Source organism: Streptomyces sp. NBC_00536 (genome assembly GCF_036346295.1).
Taxonomy (GTDB): Bacteria; Actinomycetota; Actinomycetes; order Streptomycetales; family Streptomycetaceae; genus Streptomyces.
The window spans coordinates 6,579,573-6,594,074 of sequence record NZ_CP107819.1; the positions used below are offsets into that span (position 1 = coordinate 6,579,573).

The window sequence follows — 14,502 nt, forward strand, 5'->3', positions numbered from 1 at the left end:
CTCCGATACTCGGAGGTGCATGGATATGCGCCGTGCGATCGCCTCGGCCGTAGTCGCCGGGGCCGCCGGAATCGTGCTGGGCCTGGCTCCGCTGGGCAGCGCCGTAGCGGCGGCCCAGCCACAGACCCTCCCGCAGACCTGGTGGTGCTCCGATCAGTGGCACGGACAGGACTGGCGTACCTGCTGCGACCCCTCGCGCGGGGACGACCGTCCCAGCTGGTGCTGGGACTGGCGCTCGGACAACGGGAACTGGAACCACGACAGCAGCTGGGACAACAGCTGGAACCGTGACAACAACTGGAACCACGACAGCGGTTGGAACAACGACAGCAACTGGAACCACGACAACTGGAGCCACGACAACGGCTGGAACCACGACAACGGCGGTGACGGCAACTGGAACCACGACGGCAACGGTGGCCATGACGGCAACTGGAGCCACGACAGCAGCTGGAGCAGGAACCGCTAGCCCTCCAGCAGGGTCCCCATCCATTCCTCGATACCCGTCACCGTGCGGGGGAGCGCGCCCGACATCAGGCGCGCTCCTTCCGCTGTGATGACCAGGTCGTCCTCGATCCGGACCCCGATCCCCCGCAGTTCCGCGGGGAGGGTCTCGTCGTCCGGCTGGAGGTAGAGGCCCGGCTCCACGGTGAGGACCTGCCCCTCCTCCAGCACTCCGTCCAGGTACGTGTCCTGCCGTGCCTGGGCGCAGTCGTGGACGTCCAGTCCCAGCATGTGACCGCTGCTGCACAGCGTGTACCGGCGGTGCAGGTCCCCTTCCGCATCCTTCAGGACGCCCCAGTCGGCGAGCCCCTCGGCGATGACCCGCATCCCGGCCCGGTGGAAGTCGCGGAAGCTGGCCCCGGGGCGCAGCGCCGCCATGCCCGCGTCCTGTGCGGCCAGCACCAGTTCGTAGACCTGCCGCTGGACGGGTGAGAAGCGGCCGGAGAGCGGCAGGGTGCGGGTGACGTCGGCCGTGTAGAGGGTGTCGGTCTCCACGCCCGCGTCCAGGAGCAGGAGTTCGTCCCGGTTCAGCCTGCCGTCGTTGTGGATCCAGTGCAGCACGCAGGCGTGCGCGCCGGAGGCCGCGATCGTGTCGTAGCCGGTGCCGTTGCCCTCGGCGCGGGCGCGCAGCCCGAAGACCCCCTCGATCCAGCGCTCGCCGCGCGGGTGGGCGAGGGCGCGCGGCAGCGCCCGTACGACGTCCTCGAACCCGGCGGCCGTGTGGTCGACGGCGAGCTGCAACTGGGCCACTTCCCAGGCGTCCTTGACCAGGCGCAGCTCGGAGAGGGCGGTGGCGAGCGCCGGGTCGTGCGCGGCGTGGCGGGCCTCGGGGGCGCCCAGGGTGTCCAGGTGGGCGCAGCGGATGCCGGTGAGCCGCTCGGCCTCGGCGAGGTCGGGGCGGCGGCCGACCCAGAACTCGCCGTAGCGGCGGTCCCGGTAGAACTCCTCGGTGCCGTCGGTGCGCGCCGAGCGCGGCCGCAGGTACAGGACGGCCTCGTGCCCGTGCGGCCCGGCCGGTTCCATCACCAGCACGTGTCCGACCTGGTCCTCGCCGGTGAGTCCGGTGAGCCAGGCGTAGGCGCTGTGCGGGCGGAAGCGGTGGTCGCAGTCGTTGGAGCGGACCTTGAGTTCGCCCGCCGGGATGATCAGCCGCTCGCCCGGGAAGCGGGCCGAGAGCCGTGCGCGCCGGGCCGGGGTGACGGCGTGGGCGGCGACGCGGGCATCGGCCGGCAGGGGTGAGGCGGACCAGTTTCCGGACATGAAGGCGGACAACTCGGCTGATACGGGCAGATCGTGGCTGCCCGTATTGAGACGGGAGGGGCGGTCGGTCACGAAAGCTCCCTGGGAAGACGTGAACTGGTGGGCGCACAGGGGTTGTCAGTGCAATTTCACATTACTATGTTACAGGTCACACGGCGTTCACATTAATCCCCGTCAAACGCCGTGTGACGCAGGGCAGTTGCACCCTTTGGTCCCCCACCTCCCTCACCGCAACCAGGAGTTCCCGGTGTCCCAGCACAGAGCTGTGCGTACGTCCCTCCTCGCCGCCGCCGTCACGGTGACCCTCCTCGCCTCCGCAGGCCAGGTCGTGGCCCAGACGGCCGGTGCCGGTGCCGCCCCGGTCCCCGCGACGTTCGCCTCGGGCACGCCCGCCGCCGCCCCGGCCCCGGCGGGCCAGAACCCCTTCGACGAGGTCCAACACCTCGCCACCGCCCCCGCGCTCACCTCGGCACCGGCCCCCGCCCCGGGAACCGGTCAGGAAGCGGGCAAGATAGCCGGACCGGCCCCGGCCGCCGCCCCCAGCGCCACCCAACTCGCCGACCGCGGCGCGGAGAAGGCCGGCAAGGCCACCTCGCAGCGCACGGCGGGCAACGGCCTGCTGGCCGCGGGCGTCCCCTGCACCCTCGACGGCATCACGGGCCTGTCCCCGGAGCAGTTCGCCGACTTCCTCGCCGACTCCTCGGTCACCGCGGACGGCTGCCTGCGCGGGCTCATCTGGACCTGGGACGCCCGCCTGGTCCCGGTGATGTCCGACGCCCACGTCCAGGCCGTCTCGCGCCGGATATCCAGCCTGGCCGCCGCCCACGACGGCCGTAACTCCTCGCACCTGGAGGAGATGTTCACGTACCTGCACGCCGTCGTCTACCACGACTACTCGCACACCGAGATCGACGTCACCGACGCCCCGACGGTCGACGCGATGCGCGCCGCCATCGCCGACTTCGGCGCCGCCGCCCACACCTTCGACGTCAGCGCCTCCAACGCCCGCACCCTGCGCGAGGCCCTCTACGCGGGCAGCGCCCCGGGTCTGCGCCAGCACCAGATCGGCCTGATCAAGAAGGTCCTGCCCGTCCTGGACCCGGCCCACCCGCAGACCAACCAGGACGCCTCCTGGGCGGGCGCCGTGCTCGCCGGTCTGTCCGTGAACTACCTGGGCGTCTACCCGGGCAACAACGACGCCGCGTTCCACACGGCGGTCGCGGCCGACCCCGCCTACCGCGCCATGTTCAAGGCCTACGCCGGCTACGGCCACCTCAAGGGCACCGCCAACGCCTGGGCGGCGCGCGACGCGATCAGCGAGTACGGCCGGTTCGGCCAGGTCGAGGGGCTGGAGGCGCAGATCACCGCCGACCTCGGCGCCCTGCTGGAGCCGGTCAAGACGACCTTCGGCAACGGCAGCGAGCAGTGGGCCAAGATCGTCTCCTGGCTCAACACCTACAACGCCTGCAAGCCGTACGGGGTGTGCAAGGACGACATCGAGAAGGTGCTCTTCCCGAACACCTACACCTACGACAACGGCGGCATCAAGGTCCGCACCGCCCTCGACCGGGCCACCGTCGACCAGCTCTACTACGCGAGCAAGCAGGTCAAGACCCAGTTCCACCGGGTGCTCGGCACCGACCAGCCGCTCGCCGGTGACACCAACACCACCCTGAACATCGTGCTGTACGCCTCCCGCGCCGACTACGAGAACTACCACCCGATCCTCACCGGCATGGGCACCAACAACGGCGGCATCTACATCGAGAACGGCGCCACCTTCTACACCTACCAGCGCCGGGTGCCGCAGGACTCCTCCCTCACCCTGGAGGAGCTGTTCCGCCACGAGTACACCCACTACCTCAACGGCCGCTGGGCCGTGCCCGGCTTCTTCGGCCAGGGCGACTGGTACCAGAACGACCGCACGACCGCCATGGACGAGGGCACCGCCGAGTTCTTCGACGGCGCCACCCGCGACAACGGCATCGCCGTCCGCAAGTCCCTGGTCAAGGGCATCATCAACGACACCGCGGGCGGCGGGCCGCGGATGAACGTCCAGCAGCTGCTCCACGCCACCTACAGCAACGACGGCTTCCGCTTCTACAACTACGCGGGAACGTTCTTCGAGTTCCTGTGGACCCAGAAGCCCTCGGAACTGCGCGAGATGTACAGCCGCATCCGCGCGAACGACGTGGCGGGCTTCGACGCCTGGCGCGTGCGCATGGGCTCGGACAGCTACATCCAGCGCGACTACGACAAGTTCCTGGACGCGCAGATCGCCAAGGTGAACGACCTGTACGTGCCGAACACCGTCTTCACCGCCAACGACCAGCTGCGCGACTCCGCGCTCGCGTCGGTGAAGTCCTCCTTCGCCACCGCCACCTCCAACAACCCGGACTGCGTGGAGAACGGCGACCCCGGCAAGCGCCGCTTCACCTGTACGGGCCGGATCACCGCGAACCTGAAGGACTGGCGCAGCAACGACCAGAACTTCAAGGACATGTCCGAGACGGTCGACTACTTCATCCTCGACCGGGCGGGCGCGGTCTCCAACAACCTCGCCGACATGAACTGTTCCTTCGGCGCGGTGGAGATCTGGTCCAGCAAGGTCGCGGGGACGTCGAGTTACAGCTGTGAGGGCCCGCTGCGCAGCTGATCCGGTGCGGGCCGGTCCGGACCTGAACGGGGGGCCGGACCGGCCCGGCTCCATCCCGGTGCACATCCCGGCGCCATGTCCTGGATGGCCGATAAAGAATGTGACATATTACTGCCGTGCCCAAGAGACCACCTACGGACGCACCCGCCGACGCATCCTCCGGCGCACCCGCGGCCGCCGCCCCGGACGCCCCGCTGGATGCCGTCATCATCGGCGCGGGCGTCGTCGGAGCCGCCTGCGCGTACTACGCCACCCGCGCCGGACTCTCCGTGGCCGTCGTCGACCGCGGCCCCGTCGCGGGCGGCACGACCGGCGCCGGAGAAGGCAACCTGCTCGTCTCCGACAAGGGGCCGGGACCCGAACTCGACCTCGCGCTGCTCTCCACCACCCTGTGGCGCGAACTGGCCGCCGCCCTCCCGGCGCAGACCGAGTACGAAGCCAAGGGCGGCCTGGTCGTCGCCCCCGACGAAGCCACCCTGAAGGCCCTGCGGGTCTTCGCCGACGGCCAGCGCGCCGTCGGCGTCACGGCCACCGAGGTGGCGGCGGACGCGCTCCACGACCTGGAGCCGCACCTCGCCCCCGGCCTCGCGGGCGGCTTCCACTACCCCGACGACGCCCAGGTCCAGCCCGCCCAGGCGGCCGCCCGGCTGCTCGCCGCCAGCGGCGCCCGCGTCTTCACCGGCGAGGAGGTCACCGCGGTCCTCCGCTCGGCCGACGGCGCGGTACGGGGCGTGCGCACCCCGCGCCGCACCCTGCACGCCCCGGCCGTCGTCAACGCGGCCGGCACCTGGGGCGGCGCGATCGCCGAACTCGCCGGCACCACCCTGCCCGTCATGCCCCGCCGCGGCTTCGTCCTGGTCACCGAGCCCCTCCCGCGCGTCGTGCGGCACAAGGTGTACGCCGCCGACTACATCGCCGACGTCGCCAGCGGCTCCGCCGCCCTCCAGTCCTCCGCCGTCGTCGAAGGCACCCCCGCCGGGCCGGTCCTCATCGGCGCCACCCGTGAACGGGTCGGCTTCGACCGCGCCCTGTCCACCGAAGCCCTGCGCCGCCTCGCCGCCCAGGCCGCCGCCCTCTTCCCGGTCCTCGCGGACGTCCGGGTGCTGCGCGCCTACCACGGCTTCCGCCCCTACCTCCCCGACCACCTCCCGGCGATCGGCCCCGACCCGCGGGTCCCCGGGCTGCTGCACGCCTGCGGCCACGAGGGCGCGGGCATCGGCCTCGCCCCCGGCACCGGGATGCTGATCGCCGCCGCGCTCACCGGCGCCGCCGCCCCGCTGGACCCCGGGCCCTTCCGGCCCGACCGCTTCGCGCCCGACGCCTCGACGCCCGGCCCCTCGACGTCCGACCGCCCCACGAAGGAGGCCTGATGGCCAGCCCGCGCCGCACCCGTCGGCCCCGGGAACCGCGCGACCTCGTCGGCGGCGCGGCACCGGCCGCCCACACCGTCGAGTTCGACGGCCGTACGCTGCCCGCACAGGACGGCCAGAGCATCGCCGCCGTCCTGTGGGCCGCCGGGATCCTCGCCTGGCGCACCACCCGCGAGGGCGGCGCCCCGCGCGGCGCGTTCTGCGGGATCGGCAGTTGCTACGACTGCCTCGTCACCGTCAACGGCCTCCCCAACCAGCGCGCCTGCCTGGTCCCGGCCCGGCCCGGGGACACCGTCACCACCCAGGAGGGAACCGGCCGTGCCGACCTCGCCGTCTGACCCCGCCGGAGCCTCCGCGGGCTCCTGCGACCTCGCCGTCGTCGGGGCGGGCCCCGCCGGGCTCGCCGCCGCCGTCACCGCCGCCGACCTGGGCCTGCGCGTCACCCTCGTCGACGCGGGGGAGCGCCCGGGCGGCCAGTACTACCGCCACCCCGCCCCCGGGCTCGGCGCCGCCCGCCCCGAGGCCCTGCACCACGACTGGGCCGCCTTCCAAGGCCGTGAACGGCGGCTGCGCGCCCACGAGTCGGCGGGCCGGATCACCTTCCTGCCCGCCCACCACGTCTGGACCGTGGTCCCGGACACCGCCGCCGGCGCGGGGCACTGGCTGCTGCACGCCGTCGCGGGCACCCGAGGCGAGGACGAGCGCGCCGTCACCCTGAGCGCCCGCGCCGTCCTGCTCGCCACCGGCGCCCACGAGCGCCAGCTGCCCTTCCCCGGCTGGACGCTGCCCGGCGTGGTCGGGGCCGGGGGAGCGCAGGCCATGCTCAAGGCCGGTCTCGTCCTGCCCGGCCGCCGGATCGTGGTCGCGGGCAGTGGTCCGCTGCTGCTGGCGGTCGCCGGATCCCTGGCCGCCGCCGGGGCCCGGGTGCCCGCCGTCGTGGAGGCCGCCTCCTACACGGCCTACGCGGGCCGGGTGCCCACCCTGCTGCGCAACCCCGGCAAGCTCCTCGAAGGCGCCGTCCACGGCGGGGCGCTGCTGCGCCACGGGGTGCGGCTGCGCACCCGCCACGCCGTGGTCGAAGCCCTCGGCACGGACCGGGTCGAGGCCGTGGTCGTGGCCCGGCTCGACCGCGACTGGCGGCCGGTGCCCGGCACCGAGCGCCGGATCCGCTGCGACGCGCTCGCCGTCGGCCACGGCCTGGTGCCCCAGCTGGAACTCGCCACCGGCCTCGGCTGCGCCACCGTGCCCGCGGCGGACGGGACGGTGGCGCTCGGCCTCGACGGGAGCCAGCGGACCTCGGTCCCCGGCATCTGGTCGGCGGGCGAGACCGGCGGGATCGGCGGCGCCGGACTGGCCCTGGCCGAGGGTGAACTGGCGGCGTACTCCGTCGCGGGCCGCCCGGCCCCGGCCGCCCTGGTGCGCCGCCGGGCCCGGCTGCGGGCCTTCGCCGACGCGATGGGCGCGGCCCACCGCCCGGGGGGCGGGTGGACCGGGTGGCTGCCGGACGACACCGACGTGTGCCGCTGCGAGGAGGTCCCGGCCGGGCGGATCCGGGAGGCCGTGAGCGATCTCGGCGCGCGGGACGCCCGTACCGTCAAACTGCTCACCCGCGCGGGCATGGGCTGGTGCCAGGGCCGGATGTGCGGCGCCGCCGTCACCGCGCTCGCGGGCGGCGAAGCGGCCGCCGACCGGCGCCCGTTGTCCTGTCCGGTGCCGCTGCGCCAGCTCGCCGCGCTGCCCGCCGCGGGCCGGACCGCCGCCGGGGAGCCCGCCGACCGGCCCGGCGACGAGCCCGTATCCCCGTAGGCGCACCGATCGGGTGGCCGCACCCCTTGTGGCCGCCCTGCGCCCGCTAGTAAAATGTCACACATCACATAAGGAGTTCTGTCATGACCGACGCGCCCACCCCCGCGCCCACCACCCCCTCGCCCCGCACCCGCCCCTGGCACGGCATCATGGTCGCCACGGCCCTGCCGCTGCGCGAGGACCAGTCCGTCGACTACGACGCCTACGCCGAACACGTGGCCTGGCTGATCGCCAACGGCTGCGACGGCGTCGTCCCCAACGGCTCGCTCGGCGAGTACCAGACGCTCACCGACGAGGAGCGCGCCCGGGTCGTCCGCACCGCCATCGAGGCCGCCGGCGACGGGGACCGCGTGATGGCGGGCGTCGCCGCCTACGGCAGCGCCGAGTCCCGCCGCTGGGCCGAACAGGCCGCCGAAGCGGGCGCGGGCTCCGTCCTGCTGCTCCCGCCGAACGCCTTCCGCGCCGACCACGACGCCGTACGCGCCCACTACGCCGAGGTCGCCAAGGTCCAGGTGCCCGTCGTCGCGTACAACAACCCGATCGACACCAAGGTCGACCTGACCCCGCCGCTGCTCGCCCGGCTGTACGCCGACGGCAGCATCGTCGCGGTCAAGGAGTTCACCGGGGACGTCCGGCGCGCCTACGAGATCGCCGAACTCGCCCCGGGCCTCGACCTGCTCATCGGCTCCGACGACGTCCTGGTCGAACTCGCCCTCGCCGGCGCCGTCGGCTGGATCGCGGGCTACCCCAACGCCCTGCCGAACTCCTGCGCCGCGCTCTACCGGGCCGCCGTCGCCGGTGACCTGGAGACCGCCCTGCCGCTGTACAAGTCCCTGCACCCGTTGCTGCGCTGGGACTCCAAGACCGAGTTCGTCCAGGCCATCAAGCTCTCCATGGACCTCGCGGGCCGCCCCGGCGGGTCCGTCCGGCCGCCCCGCTTCCCGCTCACCGGCGAGACCGAGGCCGCCGTCCGCGCCGCCACCGAGAAGGCCCTTGCCGAGGGCCTCAACTAGTCTCCGCCCAGGCCCGCCCGGCCCGCCACGCCCGCCCGGCCCGTTCCAGCCGCGACTCCAGCCGAGACCCCAGGGGGACTCCATGCGCACCCGCCACGTCTACCACGCCGTGGACTCACACACCGAGGGCATGCCCACCCGGGTGATCACCGGCGGAGTCGGGGTGATCCCCGGCGCCACCATGGCCGACAAGCGGCTCCACTTCATCGCGCACATGGACCACGTCCGCACCCTGCTGATGAACGAACCGCGCGGACACGCGGCGATGAGCGGGGCCATCCTCCAGCCGCCCACCCGCCCCGACGCCGACTTCGGGGTGCTCTACATCGAGGTGTCGGGGCTGCTCCCGATGTGCGGCCACGGCACCATCGGGGTGGCCACGGTCCTCGTCGAGACCGGCATGGTGCCCGTCGTCGAGCCCGTCACCACGGTCCGCCTCGACACCCCGGCGGGCCTGGTCAGCGTGGACGTCCAGGTCCGGGACGGGGTGGCCGAACACGTCACCCTCACCAACGTCCCCTCCTTCTGCGTCGGCCTCGACCTCAAGGCCGAGGTCCCCGGATACGGCACGGTCACCTACGACCTCGCCTACGGCGGCAACTTCTACGCCTTCGTCGAACTCGACGCCCTCGGGCTCCCCTTCGACCGGGCCCGCGGCAATGACCTGCTCGCCGCCGGGCTGGCCGTCATGGAGGCCGTCAACGCGGGCGAGAACCGGCCCGTCCACCCGGAGAACCCCTCCATCGGCGGGGTCAAGCACGTCTACCTGGCGGCCCCCGGCTCCGACGCCGAGCGCTCCCGGCACGCGATGGCCATCCACCCCGGCTGGTTCGACCGCTCGCCCTGCGGAACGGGCACCTCCGCGCGGATGGCCCAGCTGCACGCCCGGGGCCTCCTCCCGGTCGGCCGGGACTTCGTCAACGAGTCCTTCATCGGCACCGAGTTCACCGGCCGGCTGGTCTCCGAGACCACCGTCGGCGGCCTGCGCGCCGTCGTCCCGACCGTCACCGGCCGGGCCTGGATCACCGGCACCGCCCAGTACTTCCTCGACCCGTCCGACCCCTTCCCCGGAGGCTTCCAGCTGTGACCGCCACGCATGGCGAACACCCGGCCCCCGGGGGCGACGCGTTCACTCCCGTGCGCACCACCGACTACCACACCGCCGGGGAACCCTTCCGGATCGTCACCGGCGGCCTCCCGCCGGTCCCCGGCGACACCGTGGCCGAGCGCTGCGCCACCGCCATAGGCCCCGGCGGCAGCGGCACGGCTCCGCGCCGGGGCGCCCTGGACGACGTACGCCGCCTCCTGGTCCAGGAGCCGCGCGGACACGCCGGGATGTACGGGGGGTTCGTGGTCCCGCCCGATGACGACGGGGCGCACTTCGGGGTGCTCTTCTGGCACAAGGACGGCTACTCCACGGCCTGCGGGCACGGCACGATGGCGCTCGGCGCCTGGGCCGTGGACAGCGGCCTGGTCGCCGCCCCCCACGACGGGGACGCCCAGGTGCGCATCGACGTGCCCTCCGGCCGGGTGACCGCCACCGTCCACCGCGCCGAGGGCCGCACCACCGGGGTCACCTTCCGCAACGTCCCGGCCAGGGTCACCGCCCGCAAGGTGCCCGTCGCCACCTCCTTCGGCGTCGCCGAGGTGGACCTCGCGCACGCCGGGGCCTGTTACGCCTCGGTCGCCGCGCGGGACCTGGGCCTGGGCACCGGCCGGGAGGCGTTGCCCGCGCTGGTGCGGGCCGGACAGGAGATCCGGGCGGCGCTGGCCGCGCACCCGGGCACCTGGCACCCGGACGGGCCGCTGCTGTCGGGGGTCTACGGGGTGATCCTGTACGAGGAACTGCCCGACACCCCCTTCGGTCCCCATCAGCGCAATGTCACCGTGTTCGGTGACGGCCAGATCGACCGTTCGCCCTGCGGATCGGGCACCTCCGCCCGCCTCGCCCTCCTCGCCGAGGACGGGCGCCTGGGCGCGCACGAGGACCTGCTCCACGAATCCGTCGCCGGTACGGTCTTCACCGGCCGGGTCCTCGGGTACGCGGGCTCCGGCGAACCCGCCGAGGGGCTGGTCACCGAGGTCACCGGCACCGTCCACCGCACCGGCGAGCACGTCTTCGTCCGGGACCCGCACGACGTCCTCGGCACCGGGTTCGCGCTGTGAGCCCGGTGAGTCCTGCGAGTCCGGCGAGTCCCGTGGGTCCCGTGAGCGGCGCCGCGCCCGGGGGGATCCCGCAGTTCGATGCCGCGCGGATGGCGGGCCTGCTCACGCCGGGCGCGGCCGCCGACGCGCTGGCGGACGCGCTGCGCACCGGGCCCGACCCCGAGGGCTGCCCGCAGCGGACCGCCCTCGCGGTGCCCGGCGGCGAGCTGCTGCTGATGCCGGCCGCGTCGGGGGCGTACGCCGGGGTGAAGATCGCCGGGGTGGCCCCCGGCAATCCGGCGCGCGGACTGCCCCGGATCACCGGGTCCTACCTGCTGCTGGACGGCCCCACCCTGAGCCCGCTGGCCCTCTTCGACGGGGCGGCCCTCACCGCGCTGCGCACCCCGGCGGTCTCCGCCCTCGCGCTGCGGTACCTGGCCCCGGCCGGGCGGCCGCTGCGGCTCGTGCTGTTCGGCTCGGGCCCCCAGGCGTACGGGCACCTCGAAGCGGTGGCCGCGGTGCGGGAACTGGCCGGGGTGGTCGTGGTCGCCCGGGACCCGGCGGGCGCCGGGAAGCTGGCCGCGTACGCCCGTACCCTCGGCGTGCCCGCCCGCACCGGCGGCCCCGGCGACGTGGCGGACGCGGACCTGGTCGTCTGCTGCACCACCGCCCGCGAACCCCTCTTCGACGGGCGGCTCGTGGCGCCCGGCGCCACCGTGGTCGCGGTGGGCTCGCACGAGCCGGACGCGCGGGAGACGGACACGGCCCTGGTGCGGCGGGCCTCCGTGTACGTCGAGTCCCGGGCGGCCGCGCTGCGGGAGGCCGGGGACCTGCTCATCCCGGAGGCGGAAGGGGCCATCGGGCCCGGTCATATCAACGGCACCCTGGCTGACCTGGTCGCGGGCCGGATGCCGGGCGGGCGGACGCAGAGTTGTCCACAGCTCTTCAAGAGCGTGGGCATGGCCTGGGAGGATCTTGCCGTGGCAGTGGCCCTGTACACGGCGGCCGGGGGCAATAGCGAAACGTGACATTGTACGCTGTGCCCTCTGCGATTCTCGGAGGAAAAGCTATGGGTGACCTGAAACAGCACAGTCTCATCAAGGCCCAGGAGCGGCTGCGCGACCAGGTCGGACACGCCCTTCGAGCCGCCCTGATAGCGGGTGAACTCCGTCCCGGGAACGTCTACTCGGCGCCGGGGCTCGCCGCCGAACTGGGGGTCTCGGCCACCCCGGTGCGCGAGGCGATGCTGGACCTGGCCCGCGAGGGCCTGGTGGAACCCGTGCGCAACAAGGGGTTCCGGATCACCGAGGTCAGCGAGCGGGACCTGGACCAGTACACCGAACTGCGCACGATGATCGAGGTGCCGACCATCGGCCGGGTCACCGAGGTGGCCACCGTCGCGCAGCTGGAGGCGCTGCGGCCGATCGCCGAGGAGATCGTCACCAGCGCGCGCGAGCACAACCTCATCGGCTACCTGGAGGCGGACCGCCGTTTCCACCTGTCGCTCCTCGCCCTCGCGGGCAACGACCGGCTCGTCGAGACGGTCGGCGACCTGCGCAAGCGCTCCCGGCTGTACGGGCTGACCGGCCTCGATGAGGCGGGCAAGCTGGTCTCCTCCGCCGAGGAGCACGTCGAGCTGCTCGACCTGATGATCGCGGGCGACGCGGCGGGGGCGCAGGCCTGCATGACCCGCCACCTCGGCCACGTCCGCTCGCTGTGGGCGCAGGGCCGCGACGAGCCCGTGGGCCGCGGCGCGGCCCGGCTCGGCGGCGGAGCGGCCGCCAAGGCCTGATCCGCGCCTGATCCGCGCTTGATCCGGCGGCAGTACCGCCGCGCGCGTTCCCGGGGCTCCGACCGTCTGGTCGGGGCCCCAACTCGCTTTCTGGGCGGCACATTTGGACACGGCTGGATAACGTCGGCGCAGACCCCTTGTCAGTGCAATTTCACATTACTATGTTACCGGTCACATCGTAGAGCGCGGCCCTTCCCTGGAGTGACCCATGACCAAGCGCCATCAACTCGCCCTCGCCACCGCCCTGGTGGCGGCTCTCGCACTCGGCGCCTCGGGCTGCTCCGGCACCAAGAAGGCCTCGGCGGGCGGGGGCGGCGGTGCCAACCCGGCCGCCGCCAACGACGGCCGGACCGTCGGCGGCACCCCGGTCAAGGGCGGCACCCTCACCGTCCTGTCCAACCAGGACTTCGCCCACCTCGACCCGGCGCGCAACTGGGTCATGCCGACGATGGACTTCGGCACCCGGCTGCTCTACCGCACCCTGGTCACCTTCAAGGCCGAACCGGGCAAGGGCGGCAGCGACCTCGTCCCCGACCTCGCCACCGACCTCGGCACCCCCTCCAACGGCGGCCGGACCTGGACCTTCACCCTCAAGGAGGGCCTGAAGTACGAGGACGGCACGCCGATCAAGGCCGCCGACATCAAGTACAACGTCGAGCGCTCCTTCGCCCCGGACCTCACCGGCGGCCCCGACTACGCCGCCCAGTACCTGGCCGGCACCGAGGGTTACAAAGGTCCCTTGCAGGGACAACATCTCGACTCCGTCAAGACCCCGGACGACCGCACGATCGTCTTCGAACTGAAGCGGCCGGTCGCCGAGTTCTCCGCCACCACCACCCTGCCGACCTTCGCACCGGTCCCCGTGGCCCAGGAGAAGGGCACCCAGTACGACGCCCGCCCCTTCTCCTCCGGCCCGTACAAGATCGAGTCCTACGACCGGGACAAGAAGCTCGTCCTGGTCCGCAACGAGCACTGGGACCCGAAGACGGACACCGTCCGCAAGGCCTACCCCGACAAGTTCGTCGTGGTCATGGGCCTCAAGGGCGGCCAGATCGACGACCGCATCATCGCCGGGGAGGGCGCCGACGCCTCCACCGTCGAGTGGTCCAACATGCGGCCCGAGAGCGCCCCCAAGGTGCTGCCCAAGCCGGACATCAAGCAGCGCCTGCTCGCCGAGTCCCAGGGCTGCACCACGATGCTCAGCCTCAACAACTCCCGCGCCCCCTTCAACGACCCCAAGGTCCGCGAGGCCATGCAGTACGCGGTCGACAAGGAGGCCATCATCACCGCGGGCGGCGGCCCGGCCCTCAACGAGGTCGCCACCTCCTACCTGCCGCCCGCGCTCGCCGGCGGCAAGCAGGCCGATCCCCTCAAGATCGCCCCCGCGGGCGACCCCGCCAAAGCCAAGGACCTCCTGAAGGCCGCGGGCAAGGAGAAGCTGAAGGTCTCCCTCGCCGTCTCCACCGGCGACAAGGGCAAGGCGGAGGCCATCCAGCAGGGCCTGTCCCGCGCGGGCATCGAGGTCGTCATCGACACCGTCGACCCGGGCGCCTACTACGACGTCATCGGTGACCTGTCCACCACGCCCGACATGACGATGGCCGGCTGGTGCCCCGACTACCCCTCCGGCTCCACCTGGCTCCCCATGGTCTTCGACGGACGCACCATCAAGCCCAAGGGCAACCAGGGCAACAACAGCCAGTTCCGCGATGACGCAACCATGAAGCGGATCGACGAGATCAACGCCATGGCCGAGGCCAAGGAAGCCAACCAGGCCTGGAAGGATCTCGACACGGCCATCATGGCCAAGTCCCCGTCCGTCCCCCTCTTCCTGGAGCGCAAGCCGCTGCTCGTCGGACCCAACATCGCGGGCGCCTTCGGCCACCCCGTCTGGGTCGGCCAGATCGACTACGCGACCGTGGGTCTCAAGGACCCGGCGAAGAGCCAGGGCTGACC

Annotated in this window: 12 protein-coding genes; 11 read left to right on the plus strand and 1 reads right to left on the minus strand. The window is 73.0% G+C overall.

Annotation, left to right across the window (positions count from 1 at the left end; genetic code table 11):
- Positions 1-19 precede the first annotated feature (19 nt).
- A complete protein-coding gene (locus OHS33_RS28255) occupies positions 20-469 on the plus strand; it encodes a hypothetical protein (protein ID WP_330333223.1) in 450 nt (149 codons plus the stop codon).
- On the opposite strand, the gene OHS33_RS28260 is transcribed toward OHS33_RS28255, so the two are convergent.
- On the minus strand, positions 466-1,836 hold the full coding sequence (locus OHS33_RS28260; protein WP_330333224.1) for an aminopeptidase P family protein: 1,371 nt from the start codon (positions 1,834-1,836) through the stop codon (positions 466-468). The genes OHS33_RS28255 and OHS33_RS28260 overlap by 4 nt on opposite strands.
- Before the next feature lie 175 nt (positions 1,837-2,011).
- On the opposite strand from OHS33_RS28260, the gene OHS33_RS28265 reads away from it, so the two are divergent.
- The 10 genes from OHS33_RS28265 to OHS33_RS28310 all read left to right on the plus strand — a co-directional run bounded on the left by OHS33_RS28265 (position 2,012) and on the right by OHS33_RS28310 (position 14,500).
- Entirely contained in the window at positions 2,012-4,420 is a 2,409-nt protein-coding gene (locus OHS33_RS28265) for a collagenase (RefSeq protein ID WP_330333225.1), read from the plus strand.
- A gap of 194 nt (positions 4,421-4,614) precedes the next feature.
- On the plus strand, positions 4,615-5,790 hold the full coding sequence (locus OHS33_RS28270; protein ID WP_330335238.1) for an NAD(P)/FAD-dependent oxidoreductase: 1,176 nt from the start codon (positions 4,615-4,617) through the stop codon (positions 5,788-5,790).
- Positions 5,790-6,128 carry a (2Fe-2S)-binding protein gene (locus OHS33_RS28275; RefSeq protein ID WP_330333226.1) on the plus strand — a complete coding sequence of 113 codons (339 nt, stop codon included), beginning with the start codon at positions 5,790-5,792 and terminating at the stop codon, positions 6,126-6,128. Before OHS33_RS28270 ends, OHS33_RS28275 begins: the two co-directional genes overlap by 1 nt.
- A complete protein-coding gene (locus OHS33_RS28280) occupies positions 6,109-7,596 on the plus strand; it encodes an FAD/NAD(P)-dependent oxidoreductase (protein ID WP_330333227.1) in 1,488 nt (495 codons plus the stop codon). Before OHS33_RS28275 ends, OHS33_RS28280 begins: the two co-directional genes overlap by 20 nt.
- Positions 7,597-7,679: 83 nt before the next feature.
- Complete coding sequence (locus OHS33_RS28285) at positions 7,680-8,609, plus strand: dihydrodipicolinate synthase family protein (protein ID WP_330333228.1); 930 nt, start codon at positions 7,680-7,682, stop codon at positions 8,607-8,609.
- 82 nt (positions 8,610-8,691) lie between these two features.
- Positions 8,692-9,696 carry a proline racemase family protein gene (locus OHS33_RS28290; protein ID WP_330333229.1) on the plus strand — a complete coding sequence of 335 codons (1,005 nt, stop codon included), beginning with the start codon at positions 8,692-8,694 and terminating at the stop codon, positions 9,694-9,696.
- The gene (locus OHS33_RS28295) at positions 9,693-10,775 is read left to right on the plus strand and encodes a proline racemase family protein (protein ID WP_330333230.1); all 1,083 of its coding nucleotides are present in this window, start codon (positions 9,693-9,695) and stop codon (positions 10,773-10,775) included. Before OHS33_RS28290 ends, OHS33_RS28295 begins: the two co-directional genes overlap by 4 nt.
- 89 nt (positions 10,776-10,864) lie before the next feature.
- Positions 10,865-11,782 (plus strand): ornithine cyclodeaminase family protein, encoded by a 918-nt coding sequence (locus OHS33_RS28300; RefSeq protein WP_330335239.1) that lies wholly within the window; start codon positions 10,865-10,867, stop codon positions 11,780-11,782.
- A gap of 41 nt (positions 11,783-11,823) precedes the next feature.
- Positions 11,824-12,546: a GntR family transcriptional regulator gene (locus OHS33_RS28305; protein ID WP_330333231.1), complete on the plus strand. Its 723-nt coding sequence runs from the start codon at positions 11,824-11,826 to the stop codon at positions 12,544-12,546.
- 208 nt (positions 12,547-12,754) lie between these two features.
- A complete protein-coding gene (locus OHS33_RS28310) occupies positions 12,755-14,500 on the plus strand; it encodes an ABC transporter substrate-binding protein (protein WP_330333232.1) in 1,746 nt (581 codons plus the stop codon).
- Positions 14,501-14,502: the final 2 nt, after the last annotated feature.

Coding starts and splice junctions, on each gene's coding strand:
- OHS33_RS28275 (WP_330333226.1), top strand. CDS start 5,790: ATGGCCAGCCCGCGCCGCACCCGTCGGCCCCGGGAACCGCGCGACCTC.
- OHS33_RS28300 (WP_330335239.1), top strand. CDS start 10,865: ATGGCGGGCCTGCTCACGCCGGGCGCGGCCGCCGACGCGCTGGCGGAC.
- OHS33_RS28290 (WP_330333229.1), top strand. CDS start 8,692: ATGCGCACCCGCCACGTCTACCACGCCGTGGACTCACACACCGAGGGC.
- OHS33_RS28255 (WP_330333223.1), top strand. CDS start 20: ATGGATATGCGCCGTGCGATCGCCTCGGCCGTAGTCGCCGGGGCCGCC.
- OHS33_RS28285 (WP_330333228.1), top strand. CDS start 7,680: ATGACCGACGCGCCCACCCCCGCGCCCACCACCCCCTCGCCCCGCACC.
- OHS33_RS28310 (WP_330333232.1), top strand. CDS start 12,755: ATGACCAAGCGCCATCAACTCGCCCTCGCCACCGCCCTGGTGGCGGCT.
- OHS33_RS28305 (WP_330333231.1), top strand. CDS start 11,824: ATGGGTGACCTGAAACAGCACAGTCTCATCAAGGCCCAGGAGCGGCTG.